Below are 25,083 nucleotides of genomic sequence, written 5' to 3' on the forward strand. Positions count from 1 at the left end.
TGTGGCGGCACGGCGATTGCCGGGTGTCCGGCTACAGCCGCACGAGCATCTTGCCGGTGTTGGCGCCGTCGAGCAGGTCCATGAAGGCCTGCGGGGCGTTCTCCAGCCCGTCCACCACCGTCTCGTCGTAACGGACCGTTCCGTCGGCCAGCCAGCCGGACATGGTCTCGACGAACTCGGCCATGTGCTGCCAGTAGCCGCCCACCAGGAAGCCCTTGAGCGTCAGCTGTTTGCCGATCGCCAGCATGAGGTTCCGCGGCGCCGGCGTCGGTTCGGTCGCGTTGTACTGGGCGATGGCCCCGCACATGGCCACCCGGCCACCGGCCGTGAGGGCGGACAGCGCGGCTTCGAGGTGCTCGCCGCCGACGTTGTCGAAGTAGACGTCGATCCCGCGCTCACCCGCGGCCGCGGCGAGCTGTTCCGCCACGGGGCCGTCGTGGTAGTTGAACGCGGCGTCGAAGCCGAGTTCGAGCAGGCGTGCCACCTTTTCCGGCGAGCCGGCGCTGCCGATCACCCGGGACGCGCCCATGGCCTTGGCGATCTGCCCGACGAGCGAGCCGACCGCGCCGGCGGCGCCGGAGACGAACACGGCGTCGCCTGGCTTGAATTCTGCGACCTTCAGCAGTCCCGCGTAGGCGGTCAGCCCGGTCATGCCGAGGGCGCCGAGGAATGCTGACGCGGGGGCCAGATCGGTGCGCGCCACCGTGGTGGCCGCGGCATCGACGACGGCGTATTCGCGCCAGCCGAGGCCGTGCACCACCGTGTCGCCCACAGCGCGGCCTTCGGCCCGGGACGCGATGACTTCGCCGACGGCGCCGCCGTCGAGGGCGGTATCCAGCGCAAACGGCGCGGAGTAGGACTTGACGTCGTTCATGCGTCCGCGCATGTACGGGTCCACCGAGATTAACAGGTTGCGGACCAGGACCTGGCCGTCCTGCAGTTCGGGCAGCGCCGACTCGGCGAGGCGGAAGTTCGCCGGGACGGGGCGGCCGTGGGGGCGGGACGCCAGCTGGATCTCGCGGGTGGTGGCGGGAAGGGTGAGAGTTTCGGTGTTGTTGCTCATGCGGCTACCTCCAGGATGGTGATGTCGACAGTGATGTTGCCGCGGGTGGCGTTGGAGTACGGGCAGATCTGGTGGGCCTTGGCCACGAGGGCCTCGGCCGTGTCCCGGTCCACTGCGGGCAGGGCGATCTCAAGTTCGGCGGCCAGACCGTAGCCTGCACCGTCCTCGAGGGCGCCGAAGTGGATCTTGGCGGCGACGGCGGAGTCCGTCAGGTCGGCGCGCTCCTTGCGTCCCACCAGGCGCAGGGCGGAGTGGAAGCACGCGGCGTAGCCGGCGGCAAAGAGCTGTTCGGGGTTGGTGCCCGCGCCGTCACCGCCGAGTTCGACCGGGCTGGCAAGGGTGACGCTCAGCTTGCCGTCCTTGCTGATGGCGGTGCCGTCGCGGCCTTCGCCGGAGGCCAGGGCCTCTGCTGTGTAAAGGGTCTTCATGGTGTTTCCGTTCTGTCGGCGGGAAGAAGGGGTTCAGCGGGGAACTCGCCGGAAGCCTGCGGAGTCGCCGTAAACTTCCGGCGAGCTGGCACGCCTCCCGCGATTTCGACGTCGGCCGTGTGGGCCTGGGAAGGGTGGTGGAGGGGGAAGGGCTTAAGGGAAGGGCTTAGTGGGAGGCGTGAAGCGCGTTCGTCAGCCGGCCCAGGGTGTCGCGGAGCTGGTCCAGTTCCACGGCGGTGAGCCCGGCGGCGTCCGCCAGGCGCTGCGGGATTCCGCTGGCCTTGGCGCTCAGGGCGGCGCCGGCGCCGGTCAGGAAGATCTCCACGCGGCGCTCGTCCTCGGCGGAGCGGCGACGCTGGACGAGTCCGAGCGCTTCGAGCCGCTTGAGCAGCGGCGAGAGCGTGCCGGAGTCCAGGCCCAGCTCCTCCCCCAGTTCACGCACGCTGCGCGGCTCCGCTTCCCAGAGCACCAGCATGGCGAGGTACTGCGGGTAGGTCAGGCCGAGCTCCTCGAGCATGGGCCGGTAGGCGGCCGTGGCGGCACGTGAGGCAGAGTACATCGCAAAACACACCTGCCGGTTCAGGCGGAGCGCTTCCGGGCCGCCCGTGCGGGCCTCTTCTGACGTGGTCATGACTCCACCCTACGGCACAACTCAGTTGTGCGCAATTCAGTTGTGCACAACTGAATTGCGGAGCGGGAACCGCATCGACGTAGAAGGGGCCGCCGCGGCACGATTCCCCGCCGCTGCCGCCGAGTTTCCCCACGTTTGACGGGTGCCGACGGCGTGTCGGCCCGCACCGCCGGCGTGTCCCGGCGTCGTGCCGGAATAGGTGGGGAAACTCCGTGCGGCGGTCCCGGCCGGGTGCAGCAGGGCGGGCCCGGTGTAGGGGCCCGGGCGGAACGGCTTACAGGTCGCGGATGGTGCGCAGGGCCGCCGCCGTGAGCACCTGGATGCCCAGGCCCAGCGCCCGCTCATCGACGATGTAGTCGCCGCGGTGAAGGTCGTATTCTTCCCCGCCTGGCGTCTTCGTGCCGAGGCGCATCATGGCGCCGGGGGTGTCGGCCAGGAACCAGGCAAAGTCTTCCCCGCCCATGGACTGCGGGGTCAGGACCACGGCGCCCTCGCCGATTTCGGCGCGGGCCGCGGCCTCGATCAGCGCGGTCTCGTGCTCGGAGTTGACCACCGGCGGCACGCCGCGGGTGTGTTCCAGGTGGACATCGACGCCGTACGGCTCGGCGACCTGCCGGATGATGTCGTCGAGCAGCTCGCCGGCGTCGTGCCAGGCGTCGCGGTCCAGGCAGCGCATGGTGCCGGCCATGTAGCCGCTGCCCGGGATGGCGTTCGGGGCCGAGCCCGCGGAAATCTGCCCCCAGACCACGGACACGCCGCTGCGGACATCGACGCGGCGCGAGAGCACTGCGGGAACGTTGACCGCGATCTGCGCCAAGGCGAAAACCAGCTCCTCGGTCAGGTGCGGGCGCGAGGTGTGGCCGCCGCGGCCGGAGAGTTCAATCTTGATGGTGTCCGAGGCGGAGGTGATCGCCCCGATCCGGGTGCCGATCTTGCCGATCTCGATCCGGGGGTCGCAGTGCAGCGCCAGGATGCGCGGCACGCCTTCCAGGACACCCTGTTCGATGCACGAGGTGGCGCCGCCGGGCATGGTTTCCTCGGCCGGCTGGAAGATGATCCGGACGGTCCCGCTCAGCGGGGACGCCTCGTGCATGCGCTGCAGGACCAGCGCGATCCCAAGCATGGTGGCAGTGTGGACGTCGTGGCCGCAGGCATGGGTCACGCCGTGGTTCTTCGAGGCGAACTCAAGGCCAGTTTCCTCGATGATCGGCAGGGCATCGATATCCCCGCGCAGTGCGGTGGCGATGGGACCCTGCCCGACGTCGACCGTCAGGCCAGTGCCCTCGAGGCGGCGCGGCTTGAGCCCGGCTTCCTCGAGCCGTTTCGCCAGCTTATCGGTGGTGCGGAACTCCTTGAACGAAAGTTCCGGATGCGCATGGAGGTCGCGGCGGAAAGCGATCAGCTCCGGCAGGAGGGGCTCCAGCCACGGCCCCACGAGAGTCGTGGGCTCAGCTTCAGTCGAATAGTTGCGCACGGAATAACTCTATCGAGCGGCCAAAGAATAGCGGCATCGGGTACGGCGCGTTACGGATTGCTGAACACTGCACAGGCCGTGATCCGCTCCCCTCCGCCTACAGGACGTCGGTGTCGCCCTTGGCCTTGATGGCATCCACAGCCTGCTTGACCCGCTGCGAGTGCTCCTTCGTGGTGACCAGCAGGGCGTCCGGGGTGTCAACGATCACGACGTCCTTGATGCCGATCAGGGCGATCACCCGCTTGGTATCGGAGACCACCACGCCGCTCGCGTTCTCGGTGAAGACGCGTGCGCCCTCGCCCAGGACCGTGACCTCGTCGACTTCCTTGGCGCTGTTAAGCCGGCCCACGGAGGCGAAGTCCCCGACGTCGTCCCAGAGGAACGTTCCGGGCACCACGGCGACGTCGCCGGCGGCGGCGGCGGGCTCGGCGACGGCGTAGTCAATAGCGATCTTGGGCAGCGTGGGCCACACCCGGGCAGTGACGGCGTCGCGCTCCGGAGTGTCCCAGGCCTTGGCGATCTCCTGGAGTCCGGCGAAGAGCTCGGGCTGGTTGGCTTCGAGGTGCTTGAGCATCAGCGAGACCGGGGCCACGAACATGCCCGCGTTCCAGACATATTCGCCGCTGTCGACGTACTCCTGGGCCACTTCCTCGCTGGGCTTCTCCACGAACTCCACCACGGACTGCGCACTGGGCGCGTCCGGGATGTGGAGGTTCGCGCCGGAACGGATGTAGCCGAATCCGGTGGAGGGATGGGTCGGCTTGATGCCGATGGTGACGATCTTCCCCGCGGCCGCGGTGTAGACGGCTTCACGGACGGCGTCCTGGAAGAGATCGTCCGGGCTGATGACCTGGTCCGCGGCGAACGAGCCCATGATGATGTCCGGGTCCCGCTCGTGCAGGATGGCCGCGGCGAGGCCGATCGCAGCACCGGAGTCCTTGGGTTCGCTCTCCAGCACCAAGTCGGCTTCCAGGACCTCAGGCAGCTGGCGGCAGACGGCTGCCCTGTGGGCGGAGCCGGTCACCACCAGCACGTGCTTGCCGGCGACGGGCTGGAGGCGGTCATAGGTCGCGCGCAGCAGAGTACTGCCCGAACCAGTGAGGTCGTGAAGGAATTTCGGGGCCGCTGCCCGTGACAGGGGCCAGAGGCGGGTCCCCACCCCGCCCGCCGGAATAACCGCAATAAAACGGTCCAGCGGTGAATCCTGGCTTGTCACTTTGTCTGTAGTCATCACGGCTACTTTAGCCGACGGCGGCCAATTCGGTCCGAATTGGGCCGGGATCAGGCCCTTCCGGCGCCTGCGACCACGGTCAAATGTGGCGTTCGTCTCAAAACAAACGCAAAACCGCGCCGGGGCCTGTCAACAAGGAGTTCCCAAATTGAATAAGCTGTGAGCGAAGCCTAGATTTAGGCTTGAGCTTACGAGTGCTCTCGCAGCAGGCGTTCCCCCCGCGTGGATCCCATGCCAGCGCCGCTGTGTTGCAGGGAGGTTTATTCAGTGCCGACAAAACCAGCTGGCACCTTGTACCGCGGCCGTGAAGGCATGTGGTCCTGGGTTGGACACCGCATTACCGGTGTAGTGATTTTCTTCTTCTTGTTGGTCCACGTGCTGGACACCTCATTGGTGCGTGTGTCCCCCGAGGCCTACACCGCAGTGATTGGTGCCTACAAGAACCCCCTCATGGCCCTGGGTGAAACGGGCCTTGTGGCGGCGATCGTGTTCCACGCCTTCAACGGCCTGCGGATCATCGCCGTCGACTTCTGGAAGAAGGGTGCCAAGTACCAGCGTCAGATGCTCTGGACGGTCCTGGGCCTCTGGGTCGTCGTCATGGTCGGCTTCTCCATCCGCCACCTGTCCCTCGCCCTTGGAGGTCACTAAGCCATGACTGCAACCATTCAGAGTCCACGCAGTGGAAAGATCCAGCCCAAGTACCGCCGCACTGGCGGTTCCAAGGGCAACTTCGAGATGCTCGCCTGGCTCTTCATGCGCCTCTCCGGCGTCGTGCTGGTGGTGCTGATCTTCGGCCACCTGACGGTGAACCTGCTGGTCGGCGAGGGCATCCACGCGATCGACTTCGGCTTTGTGGCCGGCAAGTGGGCCGACCCGTTCTGGCAGTTCTGGGACCTGGCCATGCTGTGGCTCGCCATGCTGCACGGCACCAACGGCGTCCGCACGATCATCAATGACTACGCCGAGAAGGACGCAACGCGCCTTTGGCTGAAGATTGTGCTCTACGCGGCCACCACGGTCATCATCATCCTGGGCACCCTGGTCATCTTCACGTTCAATCCGTGCCCCGTGGCCAACGGCGTCCAGCTTCCCGGCGGTTTCTGCCCCGCGCCATAGGGCGCAGCCGATACGACTCAGCCGTAGCGGCGGAACCGCCGCGGACAGCAGCCCGTCCGGGCAGGAATCCGCGGTCCGTCACGGCAACTGATCTTGCCTGCCGAACGCAGGCGCAGATTGCACGAGACTTCACCGGGCAGGCGCTGCCTGCCGGTGGTTTATAGCGAATTTTGAGAGAAAGAGCGTCTGGTATGCAGGTCCATAAGTACGACGTCGTGATCGTCGGTGCCGGTGGCGCCGGGATGCGCGCGGCGATCGAATCAGGTCAGCGCGCCCGAACAGCAGTACTGACCAAGCTCTACCCCACGCGGTCCCACACCGGCGCGGCGCAGGGCGGCATGTGTGCAGCCCTGGCCAACGTCGAGGAAGACAACTGGGAGTGGCACACCTTCGACACCATCAAGGGCGGCGACTACCTGGTTGACCAGGACGCCGCCGAGGTCATGGCGAAGGAAGCGATCGACGCCGTCCTGGACCTGGAAAAGATGGGCCTGCCGTTCAACCGCACGCCCGAGGGCCGCATTGACCAGCGCCGCTTCGGTGGCCACACCCGCGACCACGGCAAGGCACCGGTCCGCCGCGCCTGCTACGCCGCCGACCGCACCGGCCACATGATCCTGCAGACCCTGTACCAGAACTGCGTCAAGCACAACGTCGAGTTCTACAACGAGTACTACGTCCTGGACCTGCTGACCGTCGAAGAGGACGCTGTCCGCGAGGACGGCACGCCGTACAAGCAGAAGCGCGTCGCCGGCGTCGTGTCCTACGACCTCGCCTCCGGCGAGCTGCACGTCTTCCAGGCCAAGTCCGTGGTGTTCGCCTCCGGCGGCGCCGGCAAGGTCTTCAAGACCACCTCCAACGCCCACACCCTGACCGGTGACGGCATGGGCATCGCGTTCCGCCGGGGCATCCCCCTGGAGGACATGGAATTCTTCCAGTTCCACCCGACCGGCCTGGCCGGCCTGGGCATCCTGCTCTCCGAGGCCGCCCGCGGCGAAGGCGCGATCCTGCGCAACTCCGAGGGTGAACGCTTCATGGAGCGCTACGCGCCCACCATCAAGGACCTCGCCCCGCGCGACATCGTGGCCCGCTCCATGGCCAACGAAGTCCGTGAGGGACGAGGCTGCGGCCCGAACAAGGACTACGTCCTCCTGGACCTGACGCACCTTGAGCCTGCGCACATCGATGCCAAGCTGCCGGACATCACCGAGTTCGCCCGCACCTACCTGGGCGTGGAGCCGTACACGGAGCCGGTTCCGGTGTTCCCGACGGCCCACTACGCCATGGGCGGCATCCCCACGAACATCAGCGCCGAGGTCCTCCAGGACAACGACACGGTGGTCCCGGGCCTCTACGCCGCCGGCGAGGTCGCCTGCGTCTCCGTCCACGGCTCCAACCGTCTGGGCACCAACTCGCTGCTGGACATCAACGTGTTCGGCAAGCGCGCCGGTATCGCCGCCGCCGAGTATGCCAAAACCGCCGACTTCGTGGAGCTCCCCGTTGACCCGGAGGCCTACACGCTGAACCTGCTGGAGCACGTCCGCACCTCTGACGGCACCGAGAAGGTCGCTGCGATCCGCAAGGAACTGCAGGACACCATGGACGCCAACATGCAGGTGTTCCGCACCGCCGACACGCTGAACCAGGTCCTGAAAGACATTGCCTCCTTCGAGGAGCGGTACCAGCGCATCAGCGTCCAGGACAAGGGCAAGCGCTTCAACCTGGACCTGCTCGAGGCCGTGGAGCTGGGCTTCCTGCTCGAGCTCGCCAAGGTCATGACCGTGGCGGCCCTGCACCGCGAGGAATCCCGCGGCGGCCACTTCCGCGAGGACTTCCCCGAGCGCGACGACGAAAAATTCATGAAGCACTCCATGGCGTACAAGGATGACCACGCCCCGGCGGACGGTTCCGCCGAGTCGATTGCCGGCATCCGGCTTGCCACCAAACCGGTGGTCTTTACGCGCTACGAGCCGATGGTGAGGAAGTACTAAGATGAGCGCTGAACTCGCTGAGCCAGCATCCAAGATCGAACTGCCCGCCGGCGTCGGCGGGGGCGGGGAAATCCCGTCCTTCGACGTCACGCTGCGCGTGCGCCGCTACAACCCCGAGGTCTCCGAGGACGCTACGTGGGATGACTTCAAGGTCACCATGTACGGCACCGACCGTGTCCTGGACGCCCTGCACAAGATCAAGTGGGAGATGGACGGCAGCGTCTCCTTCCGCCGTTCCTGCGCCCACGGCGTCTGCGGCTCCGATGCCATGCGCATCAACGGCCGCAACCGCCTCGCCTGCAAGACCCTGCTGAAGGACCTGGACACGTCCAAACCCATCACGGTCGAGCCCATCAAAGGCCTGCCGGTGGAGAAGGACCTGATCGTGGACATGGAGCCGTTCTTCCAGTCCTTCCGCGAAGTCATGCCGTTCCTGATCAACCGTGGCCACGAGCCCACCAAGGAACGCCTGCAGTCGGCCGAGGACCGCGAACGGTTCGATGACACCACCAAGTGCATCCTGTGCGCCGCGTGCACCTCGTCCTGCCCGGTGTTCTGGACCGACGGGCAGTACTTCGGCCCGGCGGCGATCGTCAACGCGCACCGCTTCATTTTCGATTCCCGTGATGACGCCGGCGACATGCGCTTGGAGATCCTCAACGACAAGGAAGGCGTGTGGCGCTGCCGCACCACCTTCAACTGCACCGAAGCATGCCCCCGCGGCATCCAGGTCACGCAGGCAATCGCTGAGGTCAAGCAGGCCATCCTGTCCCGCAAGGTCTAAGGACCGGTTCCACCGGCCCGCATTACCGGCTTCACCTTCAGTAGTTACCGACGACGGCGCCTCTCACCTTTCGGGTGGGGGCGCCGCCGTCGTTTCCGCCCTCAATGATTCGCCCTCACACGAAAGGGGACACTTTGTCCCACTCAGAAAAAGTCTCGTTCCTGGGTTCCACCGGCGAGCGGCTCTCCGGCGTGCTGGACCTGCCGGAGGGCCCGGTCAAGGGCTGGGGTGTGTTCTCGCACGGCTTCACCCTGGGCAAGGACAGCCCCTCGGCGTCGCGGATGTGCAAGGCCCTGGCGGACAACGGCGTGGGCATGCTCCGGTTCGACAACGTGGGGCTCGGAGAGTCGGCGGGAATGTGGTCGGAGGGGTCCTTCAGCCACAAGGTGGCCGACACCGTCAAGGCCGCCGAATTCATGCGGGACTCAGACCGCCGGGTTTCCCTGCTGGTGGGCCACTCGTTTGGCGGCGCGGCCGTCCTGTCCGCCGCGCGGCAGATCCCGGAGCTGAGGGCCGTGGCCACCGTGGGTGCCCCCTTCTCCCCCAAGCACGTGGCACACGTCTTTGACGCGGCCCTGGACCGGATCCTGAGCGAGGGAAGCGCCGAGGTGGACCTCGGCGGCAAGCGGGTGGAGATCCGCCGGCACTTCGTCGAGGACCTCGAGAACGCGGACCTGACGGACTGCATCCGGCAGCTGCACAAGCCGCTCATGGTGCTGCACTCCCCCACCGACAATACGGTCGGGATCGAAAACGCCAGCACCATCTTCCAGACGGCACGCCACCCGCGCAGCTTCGTCTCGCTGGAGGGCAGCGACCATCTCCTGACCGGCAAAGGCCAGGCGGCCCGTGCGGCGAAGATTATTTCGGCGTGGGCCGACCAGTACCTCGACGCCTGAACGCGGCGGCCAGCGGCCTGCGGCGGACCCGCGGCTCTACCGGGGTTTTACCCGGCTGGACGCGCCGGGCACCCCAGCCGGTGGTCGCGGCGGCGGGCCCGGCCTTGAGGTCCTCTTCCCGGATCGCCACCCACGCGGCGCAGATCACGTAGACCTGGCTGACCAGGTTGAACCAGATCAGCAGGCCGATGATGATGGCGAAGGGCGCCAGAATGGGGTTCTTGCCCGCGCTGGCCAGCAGCTGGGTGCTGAAGATCTGCAGGATGGTGGTGCCCACCGCGGCGAGAGTGGTCCCTTCCAGCAGGGAGCGCCGGGCTGGCTTCAGCCCGGCGGCCACCCGGTACATGATCACGGCGGTGCCCCAGCCGAGCAGCAGCGGGACGAGGATCGTGACGGAGGTCGTCAGCGGCCCGGCAACTATCGGTTCGAGGCCCAGCTGCCCGGTAACCCATCCGGCGGCCGTGCCGAAGATCAGCGAGGCGGCGGAACTGACTACCAGGGCCAGCCCCATCAGCAGCAGCGTGCCGACGTCCTTGAGTATCTGCAGGATCGGATTCATCACCAAAGGGCCGAGCTGCATCATGCTCCGCATACCGTCGCGGATGCCGCTGATCCAGCCCAGGGACGTGAACACCGTCACCACGGCGGCGATCCCGGCGGCCCAACCCAGGCTGGTGGGGTTCAGCAGCGCATAGGGGTCAACCAGCCCCTCGCTGCCGTCGACCTGCAACAGGCCGGGCGCGGCGGCGGCCACACTCCTGATGACCTGGTCCAGCAGGGCCGGGTGGTCGCTGAGCACGAGGCCCGCCAAGGACAAGCCAGTGGCCAACAGGCCCGTGATGGAGAAAAACATCCGGAAGCCGATGCCGGCACTCAACAGCGGGCCACGCTGACGCAGGTAGTGCGAGTATGCGCGCAGGGGCAGCAGCATGTTCAGCCGGGCCAGGAGCCAGTTCATCATCGCGATCAGGGACGCGACCATGCCGCCGCCGGAGCGCCGGGCCCGGCCCCATTCGACCCTCTTGCGGATGACTTCCAGTTTCAGCCCGGCCAGATCGGTGGGGAGCGGCGGCTTATCGGGCGCCTGCGGTGCCGTCCGGGCCTCTGTCGTGGTCAGGTTTGGTCCCAAAATCAAGCTCTTCCCGTAGCTGCCAGATGCCGTTGTCATCGTGCTCGTAAAGTCCCATGCTAGCCACAGGAAACGTGGCCCTGTAATCCTTCAGGACCGTTTCGGCCTCGTCGAGGCTTTCCGGGGCGACATCGTGGGCCACGGTGACGTGCGGGTGGTAACCGAACGGCAGTTCCCGCTCCAGGGGGCCGGACTGCAGCTGGCGGTGCAGGTTCACGCAGTCCCCGAAGCCGTCCTCTACGTTCAGGAAGACCACCGGGGACACCGGCCGGAAAGACCCGGTCCCTGCGATGGTCACAGTGAAGGGCTCCTGCCGCCGTGCCACATCCCGGACATGGCGCTGGGTCGCGGCCCAGTCCTTGGTCATGGTGGTGGTGACCAGCGTGATGTGGGCCGGGACGACGGCGGCCATGGGATCCCCGAAGGATGCCCGCCAGCGCTGGAGCTCCTCAGCGATGTCCGCCGGGAATCTCAGGATCACACCGATGCTGATGCCTTCGCTGCGCTGTCCGTTCGACGTGGCGGCTTTCGCGGTGACTTTGCTGACGGAGGACATTGACCTAGCGGACTCCCTGGGCGCCGGCATAGGGCAGGAAACCCACCTTGGCGTAGACGTCGCGCAGGGTCACCGAGGCAATCTCCCGGGCCTTGTCCGCGCCGAGGCCCAGCAGCCGGTCCAGCTCCGCGGGATCGTCCAGCAGCTCCTTGGCCCGGTTCCGGATCGGGGTCAGGTGCTCCGTGACCACCTCGGCGAGGTCCGCCTTCAGGTGGCCGTACATCTTTCCCTCATAGGCGGTGACGAGGGCGTCGACGCTTTGCCCGGTGATCGAGGAGTAGATGGTCAGCAGGTTGGACACGCCCGGCTTCGCCTCCCGGTCGAACCGGATCTCGGTCTCCGTGTCCGTCACGGCGGACTTGATCCGCTTGGCCGTGACCTTGGGCTCGTCCAGCAGGTTGATCAGCCCTGCCGGCGACTCCGCAGACTTGGACATCTTGGCGGTGGGGTGCTGCAGATCGTAGATCTTCGCGGATTCCTTCTGGATGAAGGGCTGCGGCACTGTGAACGTGTCGCCGAAGCGGGAGTTGAACCGCTGGGCCAGGTCACGGCTGAGTTCCACGTGCTGGCGCTGGTCCTCGCCGACGGGGACACCGTGCGGCTGGTACAGCAGGATGTCGGCTGCCTGCAGGATGGGGTAGGTGAACAGCCCCACGCTGGCATGGTCAGAACCCTGTTTGTGCGCCTTGTCCTTGAACTGGGTCATCCGGGACGCCTCGCCGAAGCCGGTGATGCAGTTCAGGACCCACGCCAGCTGGGCGTGCTCGGGCACCTGGGACTGGACGAAGAGCGTGCACTTGTCGACGTCGACGCCGCCGGCAATGTACTGTGCGGCCGTGACCCGGGTGCGGTGCGCCAGCTCGGCAGGATCCTGCGGAACGGTGATCGCGTGCAGGTCCGGGATGAAGAAGATGGCGTCGTACTCGTCCTGCATCCGGACCCAGTTCACGAGGGCGCCGAGGTAGTTGCCAAGGTGCAGGGAGTCGGCGGAGGGCTGCATGCCGGAGAGGATGCGGTGCCGGGCCGCGGTGGCCGCAGAGGCGTCCTTCGCGGTGGCAGTCTGAGCGTCGGGGGCGACGCCGTCCTGGGTCACAGTGGTCGCAGTTGAAGTGGTGGTCATTCGTGGAAGCCTTAAGACTAGAGCCGGTAGTCCACTACCAGCGGGGCGTGGTCGGAGAAGCGTGTGTCCCAGGACGCTGCCCGGTCAACAACGGCTGACACTGCGGCAGCAGCGAGAGCGGGCGTGGCCATGTGGTAATCGATGCGCCAGCCGGTGTCGTTGTCGAAGGCCTGGCCCCGTTGCGACCACCAAGTGTAGGGGCCGTCGACGTTACCCGCCAGGCCCCTGTGAACATCCTTCCAGCCGATTTCCTCGCCGAAGAAACGGTCAAAATAGGCCCGCTCTTCCGGCAGGAAGCCGGCACGTTTGACGTTGCCCTTCCAGTTCCTGATGTCCAGCTCCGTGTGGCCGACGTTGAGGTCGCCCACCACCAGCGCGTGGTCACTGTGCTTGGCGAGTTCGGGCAGCCGCTGGACCATGACGTCGAGGAAACGGAATTTGTCGTCCTGCTTGGGAGTGCCGGCCTCGCCCGAGTGCACGTAGGCGCTCACGACGGTCAGCTGTGAGGCCTGCCCGTCCGCGTCCCGCACGATGTAGTCCGCCTCGACCCAGCGTCCGGCCGTGGCAAAGAAGTCATCGCCGATCCCCACCCGGGTGGCCAGGGGCTCTTCCCGGGAGGCAATGGCAACGCCGGCCCGGCCCTTGGCCTCGGCCTCGGCGTGGAGAATGTACCAGCCCTCGCCGAGCAGTTCCTCGACGATCGCGTCCGGCGCGCGGACCTCCTGGAGGCACAGGATGTCCACCTCGCGCGGCTCAAGCCACTCCGCCATGCCCTTCTTGTAGGCGGCACGGAGGCCGTTGACGTTGACTGACGCGATGCGAAGGTGGTCCTTCTTCAATGCCGAGCTCACCCGATCCACTCTAGTCGATGATGGTTCCGCTGACGGGAGCGTCATCGCCGCCCGGGGATTTGATCATGTCCCGCGCGTTGGTGGCGGTGATCTCGATGGTCTCCAGGGCGCGGCTGATCGTGTCGCGGTCCGCCGCCTCGCCCTTCGCCCGCTCCTGCTCGACCACCCGGACCTGGACCTGGACGATCTTGAAGGAGTGGTCCAGCTTCATGTCGCGGACGCTGTCCGCTGCGCGGCTTTCGCTCACCACGCGGGTTCCGCCGTGGTCCGCGCTGCCCGCAGCCGGCGGCCGGCCCGCTGCGGCGTTGAACGCGTTCTGGGCCTCGGTCAGCCTGGCCCCGGCCTTCTTGGCGGCCTTCTGGATGCTGAACACGACGAAGGAGGCCAGCGCCAGCCAGAAGCCGGCGATGATCGCCACGATCCAGCCCACGACGTCGTTCTGGTTGGCCGCGAAGATCACGGCCACCACGAACGCGATGATGAAGACCAGCAGCCCCGGCCCGCTGATGCGGAACATGGAGAACCGGCCGCGGGCCGTGGTGTCGTTGGACGTGGACGAGGAGCTACCCAGAGATTGCATGAGCCCATTATCGCAAACGGGGCCGGCCGCCCGTTCCGCTTCCACCCCGGGCGAACGCCGCCCCGGCGCCCGGCCTGGGTCAGGACCAGCGTTTAGGTCAGGACCAGCTTTTAGGTCAGAACCAGCGTTTAGGTCAGGACCGGCGTTTAGGTCAGGACCAGGCAGAACGGGTGGCCGCTGGGGTCCGTGTAGACCCGGAACGTTTCCGTACCGGCGTCGAGGCTGGTGGCGCCGAGCCGGAGCACCTCGGCTTCGGCGGCGTCGAGGTCCCCGACGAGCACGTCCACGTGCATCTGCTGCGGGTGCTCGGCGTCGGGCCACCGCGGGCGGACCAGCCGTTCCACCCGCTCGGCGGCGTCGCCGATCGAAATCCATTCCTCGTCCTCCTGCACCCGGATCATCCCCAGCAGCTCCTGGTAAAAGCCGGCGAGCTTGTCCGGGTCCTCGCAGTCGATGACGAGGGCCTGCCATTTTCCGATCATGGGGTCTCCTTTTTGGAAGGACGGCTACTTGAGGAACAGTTTGCGCAGCCGGCTCGTGGTGAGCAGGACGCCGAGGGCAATCATGACGAGGTAGTAGCCGATATGCACGGCGGTGGCCGGGGTGAACACCCCCACGCTGATCTGGCGCAGCAGTTCCACGCCGTGCCACAGCGGCATGGCCTGGATCAGCCACTGGATGGACTGCGGGTAGACGCTGAGCGGGTAGAACGTGGCACTGAAGAGGAACATGGGCAGCATGACGAAGTTGATCCAGTCCATTTGCTGGAACGTCTTCATGTAGCTCGTGATCCCCATGCCGAAGCTCGCGAAGCCGAAGGCGATCAGCACCGAGGCCGGGATCATCAGGATGGCCCACGGCGTGGTGATGAGGCCCATCAGGCCCATGACGGCCGTGAAGCCGGTCGCGTACATGGCCCCGCGCAGCAGGGCGAGGAAGATTTCGCCCATGGCGACATCCAGCGGCCCCAGCGAGGTGTAGAGCATGCCCTGGTACAGCTTGGCGAAGTTCATCTTGAAAAAGACGTTCCACGTGGAGTCGTAGACGGCGCCGTTCATGGCGGACACGGCCAGCAGCGCCGGCGCGATGTACGCGGCGTAGCTGATTTCCTGCCCGCCCGGGCCCTGGACCGACCCGACAATGGCGCCCAGGCCCACGCCCATGGAGATCAGGTACAGCACGGGTTCGAAGAACCCGGAGACCATGACCATCCAGTTGCTGCTCTTGGTGGCCATGAGCCCGCGGGCGACGACGGCGCGGACGTTGCGGGAGTAGATGGGCCCGTAGCGGCGTCGGCGCGCGGCTTCGGTGACGCTGTGGTCCCCTGTGTTGAAACTTCCGGTCAGGACGCTCATGAGGCCATCCTTTTGGCGAACTGGCGTTTGGTCAGGATCCAGCCGGCAGCCGCCAGGCCCAGCAGGAAGAGGACGTGGACGACGGTGAGCCACGGCTCTTCCTCGTACCCGTAGCTGACCACGCGGCCAAGCTCGGTTCCGTGCCAGATCGGTGAGATCCAGCCGATCCAGCGGACTGCGAGCGGGAGCGTGTCCAGCGGGAAGAACGTGCCGGAGAACAGGAACAACGGCATGACGATGAACCGCATGACCATGGCGAACTGGCCCTTGTCGTGCTGGATGGTGGCCGCGTAGGCCATGAGCGGCAGGCCGAAGGACAGGCCGGCGAGGGTGGCGATGAGGATCGACACCCAGCCCCAGGCGCCGGGCGAGGCGCCGAAGAGCGCGACGACGGCGAAGTAGATGGCCGACTGCAGCAGGAAGCGCACCGTCACGGCGATGATCTGGCCGCCGGCGATCTGCTCGGGAGTCAGCGGTGAGGCGTGCGGGCCGTAGTAGACGCGCCGCCACTTGAAGCCGTCCATCACGGGGAAGGTGAACTCGTTGGCGGCCGTCATGACGGCGGCCGAGATCAGCAGGGCCGGCGCGATGTACGTCAGGTAGCTGACCCCGCCGAAGACGCCGGCGCCGTTGGCCTCGACCAGGGTGGCCAGGCCAACGCCCATCGCGAACAGGTAGGCCACCGGCTGTCCCACCCCGTACATCACGATGGTCCAGCCGTAGCCCTTCATGACCCGCAGGACCTGTTCGGCGTAGTAGAACGCGCCCCAGCGGCGGGCACGGGCGGCCGAGACTTCCGGCGAGTGCGCGCGCAGGGCCGTCCCCGCCGCGGCGCCCGCCGTCGTGCCCGCTGCCTGAATTGGCTTAGCCAGCTGCTCTTTCTTAGTCAACGAGGCTCCTGCCGGTCAGGCGCAGGAAGACGTCTTCGAGTGAGGAGCGGCGGACCAGTGAGGTGACCGGACGCAGGCCGCGGGCGGTGACCTGCTCCAGGGCGGCCTCGCCGTCGTGGGCGTAGATGAGCACCCGGTCCGGCAGGGTTTCCACGCGTTCGCCGATGCCGCCGAGCTCCGCGCCGACGCTCGCGTTGCGTTCCGAGCCGAAGCGCAGTTCCAGGACCTCGCGGGTGGAGTATTCGCGGATCAGGCTGGCCGGCGATCCCTCGGCCATGATTCTGCCCTTGTCCACCACAATCAGCCGGTCGCACAGCTGCTCGGCCTCGTCCATGTAGTGCGTGGTGAGGATCAGGGTGACGCCCTGTTCCTTGAGCCGGAACAGCCGGTCCCAGAGGATGTGCCGCGCCTGCGGGTCAAGGCCGGTCGTCGGCTCGTCCAGCAGCAGGATCCGGGGCTCGTTGATGAGCGAGCGGGCGATTGTCAGGCGCCGCTTCATGCCGCCGGAGAGGGCGTCGACCTTGGAGTTGGCCTTGTCGGTGAGCTGGGCGAATTCCAGCAGCTCGTCGGCCTTGGGCTTGAGGTAGCTCATGGGCAGGCCGAAATAGCGGCCGTAGACCAGCAGGTTGTCCCGGACTTTCAGTTCCTCGTCCAGGTTGTCCTGCTGCGGCACGACGCCCAGGTGGGCGCGGACCTCCGGCCCGTGCTGTTCGGGGTCCAGGCCCATGATATTCAGGCTGCCGGAGGTGCGTTGCGAGACCCCGCCGATCATCTTCATCGTGGTGGACTTGCCGGCGCCGTTGGGGCCCAGCAGGCCGAACGCTTCCCCGGCGGGAACGCGGAAGGAGATGCCGTCGACGGCGGTGACGTCGCCGTAACGCTTGGTCAGGTTCTCGGCGGTGATGACGTATGGGAGAGCGGCGTCGGAGGGGCTGCTCGCGCGTGATTCTTTAGAGGCAAGTTCGGACACCCGCACTACGGTAGTGGATCCCCGCAAACTATGAAAGAGTCTTTTCGTAAAAACTCCTGACGTATCCGTTCCGTTATGCCGGCAGGCGGTAGAACGTGCGGAATCCTGCGGTGGTTGGGCCCGCCGAAAGCCGGCCCAACCACCGCGGGAGCCTTAGGCGGGCCCCGGGCGGCGTTCCTCTGCTCAGCGGTTTTTCTCTGCCCATTGGCGTTCCGCGGTTTCCACCACGTTGGCGAGCAGCATGGCGCGGGTCATGGGCCCCACTCCCCCGGGGTTCGGCGAGAGCCAGGCGGCGACGTCGGCCGCAGCGGGGTCCACGTCGCCGGTGACCACTGCCTTGCCGCTGCCGTCATCGACCCGGCTGACACCGACGTCGAGCACGATCGCCCCGGGCTTGAGGTCCCCGGCCTTGATCATGTGCGGCTGCCCGGCGGCGGCAATCACGACGTCGGCCTGCCGCAGTTCTGCCGGCAGGTCCACCGTTCCGGTGTGGGCCAGGATGACCGTGGCATTGACGTCCTTGCGGGTCAGCAGCAGACCCACGGGACGGCCGATGGTGACGCCGCGGCCCACCACGAGGACGCGTTTGCCGTTCAGGTCGATCCCGTGCCGGGTCAGCAGCTCCACGCAGCCCTTGGGCGTGCACGGCAGCGGGGATTTCATGGGTCCGCTGACGTTGGCCACGAGCCGGCCCAGGTTCATCGGGTGCAGGCCGTCGGCGTCCTTCTCGGGATCCATGGCCTCCAGGATGACGTCCTGGTCGATGTGTTTGGGCAGGGGCAGCTGGACGATGTAGCCGGTGCATTCCGGGTTCTCGTTGAGCTCGCGGACCACGGCCAGGAGTTCGTCCTGGCTGGTCTCTTCCGGCAGGTCGCGGCGGATGGAGGTAATGCCCACCTCGGCGCAGTCCTTGTGCTTGCCGCCGACGTACCAGGTGCTGCCGGGATCGGAGCCCACCAGGATGGTGCCCAGCCCGGGCGTGATGCCCTGGGCCTTGAGCACGGCCACGCGCTCGGTCAGCTCGGCCTTGATGGCGGCGGCGGTGGCCTTGCCGTCAAGGATTCGTGCAGTTTCAGCCGTTTTTGCGGTGTGCGAAGAAGTCATGGCCTACCACTGCTCGTGCTGCGGGTACAGCGGGAAATCGGCGGCGAGCTTGTCCACGCGGGCCTGCAGGGGTTCGATCTCCGTGGCAGCTCCGGACTTCAGCGCCGTGGCGATGATGTCCGCCACCTCGGTGAATTCCTCGGCGCCGAAGCCGCGGGTGGCCAGGGCCGGTGTGCCGATGCGCAGGCCGGAGGTGACCATCGGCGGGCGGGGGTCGAACGGCACCGCGTTGCGGTTGACGGTGATGCCGATCGAGTGCAGGAGGTCCTCGGCCTGCTGGCCGTCCAGCTGGGAGTTGCGCAGGTCCACCAGGACCAGGTGCACGTCGGTGCCGCCGGTCAGGACCGAGACGCCCGCGCCGGCGACGTCGGCCTGGCCGAGGCGCTCGGCGATGATCTTGGCGCCTTCGAGCACACGCTCCTGGCGCTCCTTGAATTCCTCGGTGCCGGCGATCTTGAAGGCCACGGCCTTCGCCGCGATCACGTGCATGAGCGGGCCGCCCTGCTGGCCGGGGAACACGGCGGAGTTAAGCTTCTTGGCCCACTCCTGCTTGGCCAGGATCACGCCGGAGCGGGGACCGGACAGCGTCTTGTGCACGGTGGAGGTCACGACGTCGGAGTACGGCACCGGGCTCGGGTGCAGTCCGGCGGCGACGAGGCCGGCGAAGTGCGCCATGTCGGTCCAGAGCAGGGCGCCGACCTCGTCGGCGATCGAACGGAAGGCCGCGAAATCGAGGTGCCTCGGGTAGGCGGACCAGCCGGCGATGATCACCTGGGGCTTTTCGGCGATGGCCTGCTCGCGCAGCTTGTCCATGTCGATCCGGAAGTCATCTTCCTCGACCTGGTAGGCGGCGACGTTGTAGAGCTTTCCGGAGAAGTTCAGCTTCATGCCGTGGGTGAGGTGCCCGCCGTGGGCCAGGGACAGGCCCAGGATCTTGTCGCCCGGGGTGATCATGGCGGCGAGCGCGGCGGCGTTGGCCTGCGCGCCGGAGTGCGGCTGCACGTTGGCATATTCGGCGCCGAAGAGGTCCTTGACGCGGTCGATCGCGAGCTGCTCGGCGACGTCGACGTATTCACATCCGCCGTAGTAGCGGCGTCCCGGGTAGCCCTCGGCGTACTTGTTGGTCAGGACGGAGCCCTGGGCTTCCATCACGGCGCGCGGGGCGAAGTTCTCGGAAGCGATCATTTCCAGGGTGCCGCGCTGGCGGCCAAGTTCCTGGGCAAGGACGGCGGCGATTTCAGGGTCGAGTTCGGCCAGCGGCTGGTTGCTCACGGCGGCTGAGGTGGCGGTGGTAGTAGTCACGAGGAACTCCTGGTTGGCAACGGGTACGGCTATTGGTCAGGCTACCGGCTGGCCCGTTGCACCGCCCCTTGATTACGGGCCCCTTGACAGCGGGCCGCGACAGCGGCGGCCGGCACCCCGCACGGGCACCAGCAACGGTGCGGCAGCGGTGATGCTGCCGACCGGTAAGACATGACCCTCGGCCCAGGCGTACGATCCGTGGTCTTCGTGAGTGCCGCTCCCTGATGGTTAGCCATCCAACGCCAGTTGCGACGGGTTAACACTACCAAAACCCTTTCAAAACTGCCCTTGAAGCGCAGGTAGGCTGTTCCTCGTGACTGATGAGAACCTGACTGCCTCCTACATCCTGACTCTCTCCTGCCCTGACCGGCCGGGCATCGTGCACGCCGTCGCCGGGGCCCTCCTGGTGGCGGGCTGCAATATTACAGATTCCCAGCAGTACGGCAGCCAGGGCACGGGCACCTTTTTCATGCGGGTCGAGGCGACGACGGCGGCGTCCCAGGCGGAGCTGCAGGCGGCGATGGAACCCGTGGCGCAGGCCTTCGGGATGCAGTGGAGCCTCAACCCGGCAGACCGGAAGGTCCGCACCCTGCTGATGGCCAGCACGTCCGCCCACTGCCTGAACGACCTGCTGTTCCTGCAGCGCTCCGGAACCCTGCCGATCGACATTCCGGCCATCGTGTCCAACCACCGCGACCTCGAGGGTTTGGCGGAGTTCTACGGCATCCCGTTCCACCACATCCCGGTCACCCCGGACACCAAAGTCCAGGCGGAGGACGCCCTCCGGGTCCTGATGAAGGAACACGACATCGAGCTCACCGTCCTGGCCCGGTACATGCAGATCATCTCGGACGAGCTCTGCACCGAGCTGACGGGCAAGGCCATCAACATCCACCACTCGTTCCTGCCCTCCTTCAAGGGTGCCAAGCCCTACCACCAGGCGCATGCCCGCGGCGTGAAGCTCATCGGCGCCACGGCGCACTACGTCACGGCGGCCCTGGATGAGGGGCCCATCATCGAGCAGGAAGTCATCCGCGTGGACCACCGGCGCACCGCGGAGCAGTTCGTCCAGATGGGCCGCGATGTGGAGGGCCGGACCCTCGCCCAGGCCGTGCAGTGGCATGCCGAGCACCGCGTCCTGCTCGACGGCAACCGGACGGTTGTCTTTAACTAGAAGCGGTCATTAACTGGAGCTATGGAATCCTCCCGCAGGGACCGGCTCGAATCGTTTGTGGCGCTGTTGAAGAACGAGGGCCGGCACGGCGTGCTGGGCCTGGATTGCGGCCCGGGCGCCGACGGGCTGCACTTTGTGCAGTCCGGCATCCATTTCACCGGTGTCGACCAGTCCGAGGAGAACATCCACATCGCCCGATCCCACGGGCTGGAAGCCTCCGTGGCCGGACCGGTCTCCCTGCCGTTCGCCGATGCCGCGTTTGCCTCAGTGTGGGCGGTGGACGCCCTGGCGGGCCTGCCTGCGGAACAGTGGGACGACGTCGTCCGCGAACTCGGGCGGGTGGCGGAACCGGGCGCGCCGATCGCCGTCGTACTCCCCGCACCCGAACCGCGCAGCGAGGGCGAGGGCGAGGGTGAGGTCGACGGCGAGGGAGAGGGCCACGGCGACGGGTTCACGGTGCTCCGCTCCCCCGCCTGACCCAACTGACTCGCAGCAGGGGCCGTTTTGGGCGCTCATAACGGCCCCTGCTGCGAGTCAGTTGGGCGGGCAGGTGTCCTAGGCTGGAGGCATGGCTCCCCTCTACGCATTCGCCGGTACCACTCCGGCCGTCCATGACTCCGCCTTCGTCGCGCCCACGGCGTCCGTGATCGGCAACGCCACCCTGGCCGAGAACTCGAGCGCCTTCTACGGTGTCAGCGTCCGCGCCGATACCGCCGCCATCACCGTCGGCGCCGGCAGCAACCTGCAGGACAACGTGGTGCTGCACGCCGACCCCGGCTTCCCCTGCACCGTCGGTGCGCGGGTCAGCGTCGGCCACAGCGCCGTGGTCCACGGCTGCACCGTTGAGGACGACTGCCTGATCGGTATGAGCGCCACCATCCTCAACGGGGCCGTGATCGGCGCCGGGTCCCTCATCGCCGCCGGTGCCGTGGTGCTGGAGGGCACCGTCATCCCGCCCCGCTCGCTGGTGGCAGGAGTTCCGGCCAAGGTCCGGCGCGAGCTCAGCGACGAGGAGTTCGCCGGTGTCCAGCACAACGCCGCCCACTATCAGGAACTGGCACGCGCGCACCGCGAACTTCACAGCGCCTGAGGAAACCGGCGCCGGGGCCGGCGCCGCTCAGTCCAGGGCTATCGGCCCGAGCTCGGAGAGCAGCTCGCCCGGTCCGGGATTCCCGGCGGGGGTGGAGCCGCCGAGGTGGTTGACCACGCCCCAGACGGCGTTGAGCCCTGTGGTGACGGCTCCCTCGGCCCAGCCGGCGGTGAAGGAGACGTCGTCTCCGGCGAGGAAGATCCCGCGCTGTTCGGCCGGCAGCCCGTCCTGTTTGAAGTGCGTGAAGAGCCGTTGCTGGTAGCGGTAGTGTCCCGGCAGGTTGGCTTTGAAGGCGCCCATGAAGTTCGGGTCGGCCTCCCAGGAGACCGTGATCGGCTGGCCCACGATGTGGCTGGCGATATCCACCCCGGGGTAGATCTGCTGCAGCGAGTGCAACATGAGCTCCGCCCGTTCCTCCGCGGTGAGCGAGAGCCACTTCAGCGCGTCGTCGTTCCAGGTGTAGGACAGCAGGATCACGGCCGGCTGGTCCGGGCCGTTGTCCAGCAGGTAGGTGGCACGGTTCAGCCGGTCGGTCAGCGTCATGGACAGGACCTCGCGGCCGGTGGCCGGGTCGATGTCCTTCCAGAACGGCCGGTCCACCATGACGAAGGTCTTGGAGGACTGCATGTAGTGGGAGCGCTCGATCGCCGTCCACAGTTCGGCGGGGAACAGGGCCTCGTCCGTGTGGATCCTGGTCGAGAGCAGCCATGACTGGCAGGTGGTCACCACCGCCGGGTAGGCGGATTCGCGACCCCAGCGTTCCCGGATCCGGAAGTCGCCGCCGCCGTCGCGGGCGATGCGGTCCACGGCGCCGCGCGGCGCGCCTGCGTGCAGCGAGGCCAGCGAGGTGCCGTCCGGCCAGTGGGCCATGCCCGACGGCGCGTGCTCCCACAGTGCCTCGGGGAGCCGCTGCGCGCCGCCGTCGATGAGCCGGTGCCGGTCATCGGCGTCGGTGTAGACCACGCGAAGGATTTCGAGGATCGAGTTGGGGAAGTCGGTGTCCCAGCCACCGGTGCCGAATCCCACCTGCCCGAAGGCCTCGCGGTGGGCGAATCCGGCTTCCTTGAAGGAGTCGCTGCCGGCGATGAAGCCGTAGAACGTCTGCTCGTCCAACTGCGGGAGCAGCGCGTTCCAGAGGTCCTTGATCCGGGCTGTGTCCCGGGCGCGGATGGCGTCCTGCATCTCGGCGAACGCGGCGCCGTCGTTCACGGCAGCCTTCCACGCGTCCGCCACCTCACGGAAGAACGGCGGCAGGTCCGCGGCGGTCTCGGCATAGTATTTCTGGCCCGCGAGCTCGATCACCGTGCTGGAGGTCGCCGGCGCCAGCGGATTGGGGAAGGCCCGGGTCTGCAGCCCGAGCAGGTCCACGTAGTGGTAGAAGGCCTTGCCGGATTCCGGGAAACGCATTCCGCCAAGGTCCGCCACGATCCCCGGCGCGGACGGGAAACTGGCGGTCCGCAGCCGGCCGCCGATCCTGTCGGCCTCGTAGACAACCGGCCGCAGGCCCAGCTTCATGAGCTCATACGCGGTCACCAGTCCGGACAGTCCGGCACCGACGACGGCGACCTCCGTCCCGTACAGCTCGGGCGGCACCGATCCCAGGCCCTCCGGGTGGGCGAGGTAGTGGTCGTAGCTGAACGGGAAGTCCGGATTCAGCATGGTGATGGGCACCGCGCCCGATTCAGCAGCGGACCGGGGAGCCGGAAGTTCGGTGGCGATGGTCATGAGATCTCTGCCTTCATTTCCTGGTGTGTGGTGGTGTTGTCAGGGTGGCGGCTTGATAGGTCAAGGTAGTCCTCGTGGCTCAGCGCAGCCACCCTGGAGTTCTTCCGGCCGTAGCCGAAGTAGGCGGCACAGCCAACGAGCATCCAGGCCCCGAACACCGCCCAGGTCTCGGCGCCGAGGTTGGCCATGAGGTAAGCGCACATGAGGGCGCCGAGAACCGGTGTCAGCGGAAAGAGCGGGACGCGGAAGCTGCGAGTGAGTTCGGGCCGGGTCCGCCGCAGGTAGATGACTGCCACGTTCACCAGGGCGAAGGCGAACAGGGTACCGATGCTGGTCGCGTCCGCGAGGGCACCGAGCGGCACCAGGCCGGCGGTCAGTGCGACGGCGGTGCCCACGATCAGGGTTCCGGCAGCCGGCGTGCCGGTCCGGGCCGAGATCCGGCCGAAGACCTTGGGCACCAGGCCGTCGCGCGACATCGAAAGCAGGATCCGGGTCTGCCCGTAAAGCACGGTCAGCACGATGCTGGCGATGGCGAGCACGGCGCCGACGGCGAACACCACGCCAACCCACGGCTGGCCGGTGATTTCCTCAAGGATCTTCACGAGGGCCGCCTCGGTGCCGTCGAACCAGCCCCAGGGGCGCGCGCCGATGGCGGCGACGGCCACAAGCACATAGATGCTGGTGACGATCAGCATGGAGAGCAGGATGGCCCGCGGGAGGTCGCGCTTGGGATTCCGGGCCTCCTCGCCGGCCGTGGAGGCGGCATCGAAGCCGATGTAGGAGAAGAAGACCCGGGAGGCTGCGGCGGAGACGCCGGCGGCGCCCATCGGCATGAGGGGTTCGAAGTGTCCGCCGTTGAAGGCGGTGAAGGCCACGGCGCAGAAGAACAGCAGGATGCCGACCTTGACCAGGACGATCGCCGTGTTGATCCAGGCGCTCTCCTTGGCGCCGCGGACCAACAGCACGGTGGCCAGGGCGACAATCACGATTGCGGGCACGTTCAGCACGCCGCCGGCTCCCGGCGGTTGCGAGATGGCGTCCGGGAGTTCCAGGCCGAAGACCGCCAGGGCCTCGTTGACGTACTGGCCCGCACCGACCGCGACGGCGGCCACCGAGACGGCGTATTCGAGCACCAGGCACCAGCCGCAGATCCAGGCCATGCCCTCGCCCATGGTGGCATAGGTGTAGGAGTAGCTGGAACCGGCGGCAGGGACCAGGCCGGCCATCTCCGCGTAGGACACGGCGGAGAGCAGGGCGGCGAAGCCGGCGATGGCGAAGGAGATCCAGATGGCCGGGCCGGCGAGCGGCACCGATTGGCCCAGGATGACCAGGATGCCGGTGCCCAGGGTGGCGCCGACGCTGATCATGGTCAGCTGCAGGACACCGAAGCTGCGGACCAGCCGCGTGCCGCCGTGTCCGGTCTCGGCCTCGCGGACCAGCTGTCCGATCGGCTTGCGGCGCAGGAGCTGGGCGGTGAGCCCGGGACGGCCGGCTTCCGCCGGCGGGCGTTCGCCGATCAGAGTTGGCACAGTCATCATTGACGTCCTTATCTTCAGTAGTGGTCGGTTTCCCGAACCAACCCTAGGCGTGTGAGCCACCTCTCAAGGTTGTGCAAAACGA

General features: G+C 67.2%; 26 protein-coding genes. 8 read left to right on the forward strand and 18 right to left on the reverse strand.

Annotated elements, in window-relative coordinates:
• Positions 1–31: 31 nt before the first annotated feature.
• From AC1DN2_RS02735 to AC1DN2_RS02755, 5 genes are all read right to left on the reverse strand, one after another.
• Positions 32–1,063, reverse strand: coding sequence for an NADP-dependent oxidoreductase (locus AC1DN2_RS02735; protein ID WP_476849115.1), 1,032 nt, complete (start codon positions 1,061–1,063; stop codon positions 32–34).
• Positions 1,060–1,491, reverse strand: a complete 432-nt coding sequence (locus tag AC1DN2_RS02740) for an organic hydroperoxide resistance protein (protein ID WP_028277343.1) — start codon at positions 1,489–1,491, stop codon at positions 1,060–1,062. Before AC1DN2_RS02740 ends, AC1DN2_RS02735 begins: the two co-directional genes overlap by 4 nt.
• A gap of 166 nt (positions 1,492–1,657) precedes the next feature.
• Positions 1,658–2,122: a MarR family winged helix-turn-helix transcriptional regulator gene (locus AC1DN2_RS02745; protein WP_476849116.1), complete on the reverse strand. Its 465-nt coding sequence runs from the start codon at positions 2,120–2,122 to the stop codon at positions 1,658–1,660.
• Positions 2,123–2,396: 274 nt separating this feature from the next.
• Complete coding sequence (locus AC1DN2_RS02750; protein ID WP_476849117.1) at positions 2,397–3,596, reverse strand: amidohydrolase; 1,200 nt, start codon at positions 3,594–3,596, stop codon at positions 2,397–2,399.
• Between the two features lie 97 nt (positions 3,597–3,693).
• Positions 3,694–4,827, reverse strand: a complete 1,134-nt coding sequence (locus AC1DN2_RS02755) for a mannose-1-phosphate guanylyltransferase (RefSeq protein ID WP_026537818.1) — start codon at positions 4,825–4,827, stop codon at positions 3,694–3,696.
• A gap of 267 nt (positions 4,828–5,094) precedes the next feature.
• On the opposite strand from AC1DN2_RS02755, the gene sdhC reads away from it, so the two are divergent.
• The 5 genes from sdhC to AC1DN2_RS02780 all read left to right on the forward strand — a co-directional run bounded on the left by sdhC (position 5,095) and on the right by AC1DN2_RS02780 (position 9,617).
• Positions 5,095–5,475 carry a succinate dehydrogenase, cytochrome b556 subunit gene (sdhC, locus tag AC1DN2_RS02760; RefSeq protein ID WP_079553238.1) on the forward strand — a complete coding sequence of 127 codons (381 nt, stop codon included), beginning with the start codon at positions 5,095–5,097 and terminating at the stop codon, positions 5,473–5,475.
• A 3-nt stretch (positions 5,476–5,478) separates the two neighbouring features.
• On the forward strand, positions 5,479–5,943 hold the full coding sequence (locus AC1DN2_RS02765) for a succinate dehydrogenase hydrophobic membrane anchor subunit (RefSeq protein ID WP_476849118.1): 465 nt from the start codon (positions 5,479–5,481) through the stop codon (positions 5,941–5,943).
• A gap of 191 nt (positions 5,944–6,134) precedes the next feature.
• Positions 6,135–7,934 carry a succinate dehydrogenase flavoprotein subunit gene (gene sdhA, locus AC1DN2_RS02770; protein WP_476849119.1) on the forward strand — a complete coding sequence of 600 codons (1,800 nt, stop codon included), beginning with the start codon at positions 6,135–6,137 and terminating at the stop codon, positions 7,932–7,934.
• A 1-nt stretch (position 7,935) separates the two neighbouring features.
• Complete coding sequence (locus AC1DN2_RS02775) at positions 7,936–8,718, forward strand: succinate dehydrogenase iron-sulfur subunit (RefSeq protein ID WP_026537821.1); 783 nt, start codon at positions 7,936–7,938, stop codon at positions 8,716–8,718.
• 134 nt (positions 8,719–8,852) lie between these two features.
• Entirely contained in the window at positions 8,853–9,617 is a 765-nt protein-coding gene (locus tag AC1DN2_RS02780; RefSeq protein WP_079553244.1) for an alpha/beta hydrolase family protein, read from the forward strand.
• On the opposite strand, the gene AC1DN2_RS02785 is transcribed toward AC1DN2_RS02780, so the two are convergent.
• The 11 genes from AC1DN2_RS02785 to glyA all read right to left on the reverse strand — a co-directional run bounded on the left by AC1DN2_RS02785 (position 9,580) and on the right by glyA (position 19,474).
• The gene (locus AC1DN2_RS02785; protein WP_476849161.1) at positions 9,580–10,746 is read right to left on the reverse strand and encodes a YihY/virulence factor BrkB family protein; all 1,167 of its coding nucleotides are present in this window, start codon (positions 10,744–10,746) and stop codon (positions 9,580–9,582) included. The two genes, AC1DN2_RS02780 and AC1DN2_RS02785, sit on opposite strands and share 38 nt — an antisense overlap.
• Complete coding sequence (locus tag AC1DN2_RS02790; protein WP_223914197.1) at positions 10,691–11,302, reverse strand: 2'-5' RNA ligase family protein; 612 nt, start codon at positions 11,300–11,302, stop codon at positions 10,691–10,693. Before AC1DN2_RS02790 ends, AC1DN2_RS02785 begins: the two co-directional genes overlap by 56 nt.
• Before the next feature lie 4 nt (positions 11,303–11,306).
• Positions 11,307–12,422, reverse strand: a complete 1,116-nt coding sequence (gene trpS, locus AC1DN2_RS02795) for a tryptophan--tRNA ligase (protein ID WP_476849120.1) — start codon at positions 12,420–12,422, stop codon at positions 11,307–11,309.
• A 17-nt stretch (positions 12,423–12,439) separates the two neighbouring features.
• Positions 12,440–13,273: an exodeoxyribonuclease III gene (locus AC1DN2_RS02800; RefSeq protein ID WP_476849121.1), complete on the reverse strand. Its 834-nt coding sequence runs from the start codon at positions 13,271–13,273 to the stop codon at positions 12,440–12,442.
• A 10-nt stretch (positions 13,274–13,283) separates the two neighbouring features.
• Entirely contained in the window at positions 13,284–13,853 is a 570-nt protein-coding gene (locus AC1DN2_RS02805; protein WP_476849122.1) for a hypothetical protein, read from the reverse strand.
• 146 nt (positions 13,854–13,999) lie between these two features.
• On the reverse strand, positions 14,000–14,335 hold the full coding sequence (locus tag AC1DN2_RS02810) for a VOC family protein (protein ID WP_476849123.1): 336 nt from the start codon (positions 14,333–14,335) through the stop codon (positions 14,000–14,002).
• Between the two features lie 24 nt (positions 14,336–14,359).
• Positions 14,360–15,208, reverse strand: a complete 849-nt coding sequence (locus AC1DN2_RS02815; protein WP_476849124.1) for an ABC transporter permease — start codon at positions 15,206–15,208, stop codon at positions 14,360–14,362.
• On the reverse strand, positions 15,205–16,080 hold the full coding sequence (locus tag AC1DN2_RS02820) for an ABC transporter permease (protein WP_476849162.1): 876 nt from the start codon (positions 16,078–16,080) through the stop codon (positions 15,205–15,207). The genes AC1DN2_RS02815 and AC1DN2_RS02820 overlap by 4 nt, the downstream gene beginning before the upstream one ends.
• Before the next feature lie 10 nt (positions 16,081–16,090).
• Entirely contained in the window at positions 16,091–17,068 is a 978-nt protein-coding gene (locus AC1DN2_RS02825) for an ABC transporter ATP-binding protein (RefSeq protein WP_043436284.1), read from the reverse strand.
• A gap of 183 nt (positions 17,069–17,251) precedes the next feature.
• Entirely contained in the window at positions 17,252–18,172 is a 921-nt protein-coding gene (locus AC1DN2_RS02830; protein WP_230008086.1) for a bifunctional methylenetetrahydrofolate dehydrogenase/methenyltetrahydrofolate cyclohydrolase, read from the reverse strand.
• A 3-nt stretch (positions 18,173–18,175) separates the two neighbouring features.
• On the reverse strand, positions 18,176–19,474 hold the full coding sequence (gene glyA / locus AC1DN2_RS02835; protein WP_028277328.1) for a serine hydroxymethyltransferase: 1,299 nt from the start codon (positions 19,472–19,474) through the stop codon (positions 18,176–18,178).
• 313 nt (positions 19,475–19,787) lie between these two features.
• Here glyA and purU point away from each other — a divergent pair, with 313 nt between their 5' ends.
• The 3 genes from purU to AC1DN2_RS02850 all read left to right on the forward strand — a co-directional run bounded on the left by purU (position 19,788) and on the right by AC1DN2_RS02850 (position 21,738).
• Complete coding sequence (gene purU / locus AC1DN2_RS02840; protein WP_476849125.1) at positions 19,788–20,648, forward strand: formyltetrahydrofolate deformylase; 861 nt, start codon at positions 19,788–19,790, stop codon at positions 20,646–20,648.
• A 21-nt stretch (positions 20,649–20,669) separates the two neighbouring features.
• Positions 20,670–21,125 (forward strand): class I SAM-dependent methyltransferase, encoded by a 456-nt coding sequence (locus tag AC1DN2_RS02845; protein WP_476849126.1) that lies wholly within the window; start codon positions 20,670–20,672, stop codon positions 21,123–21,125.
• Positions 21,126–21,216: 91 nt separating this feature from the next.
• A complete protein-coding gene (locus AC1DN2_RS02850; RefSeq protein ID WP_223914204.1) occupies positions 21,217–21,738 on the forward strand; it encodes a gamma carbonic anhydrase family protein in 522 nt (173 codons plus the stop codon).
• 27 nt (positions 21,739–21,765) lie between these two features.
• Here the strand turns inward: AC1DN2_RS02850 and AC1DN2_RS02855 are convergent, their stop codons facing one another.
• Both AC1DN2_RS02855 and AC1DN2_RS02860 read right to left on the reverse strand, forming a co-directional pair.
• A complete protein-coding gene (locus AC1DN2_RS02855; RefSeq protein ID WP_476849127.1) occupies positions 21,766–23,463 on the reverse strand; it encodes a flavin monoamine oxidase family protein in 1,698 nt (565 codons plus the stop codon).
• Complete coding sequence (locus AC1DN2_RS02860) at positions 23,460–24,998, reverse strand: amino acid permease (protein ID WP_476849128.1); 1,539 nt, start codon at positions 24,996–24,998, stop codon at positions 23,460–23,462. Before AC1DN2_RS02860 ends, AC1DN2_RS02855 begins: the two co-directional genes overlap by 4 nt.
• Between the last annotated feature and the right edge of the window lie 85 nt (positions 24,999–25,083).

This window comes from Arthrobacter sp. 01L42 (genome assembly GCF_056400005.1).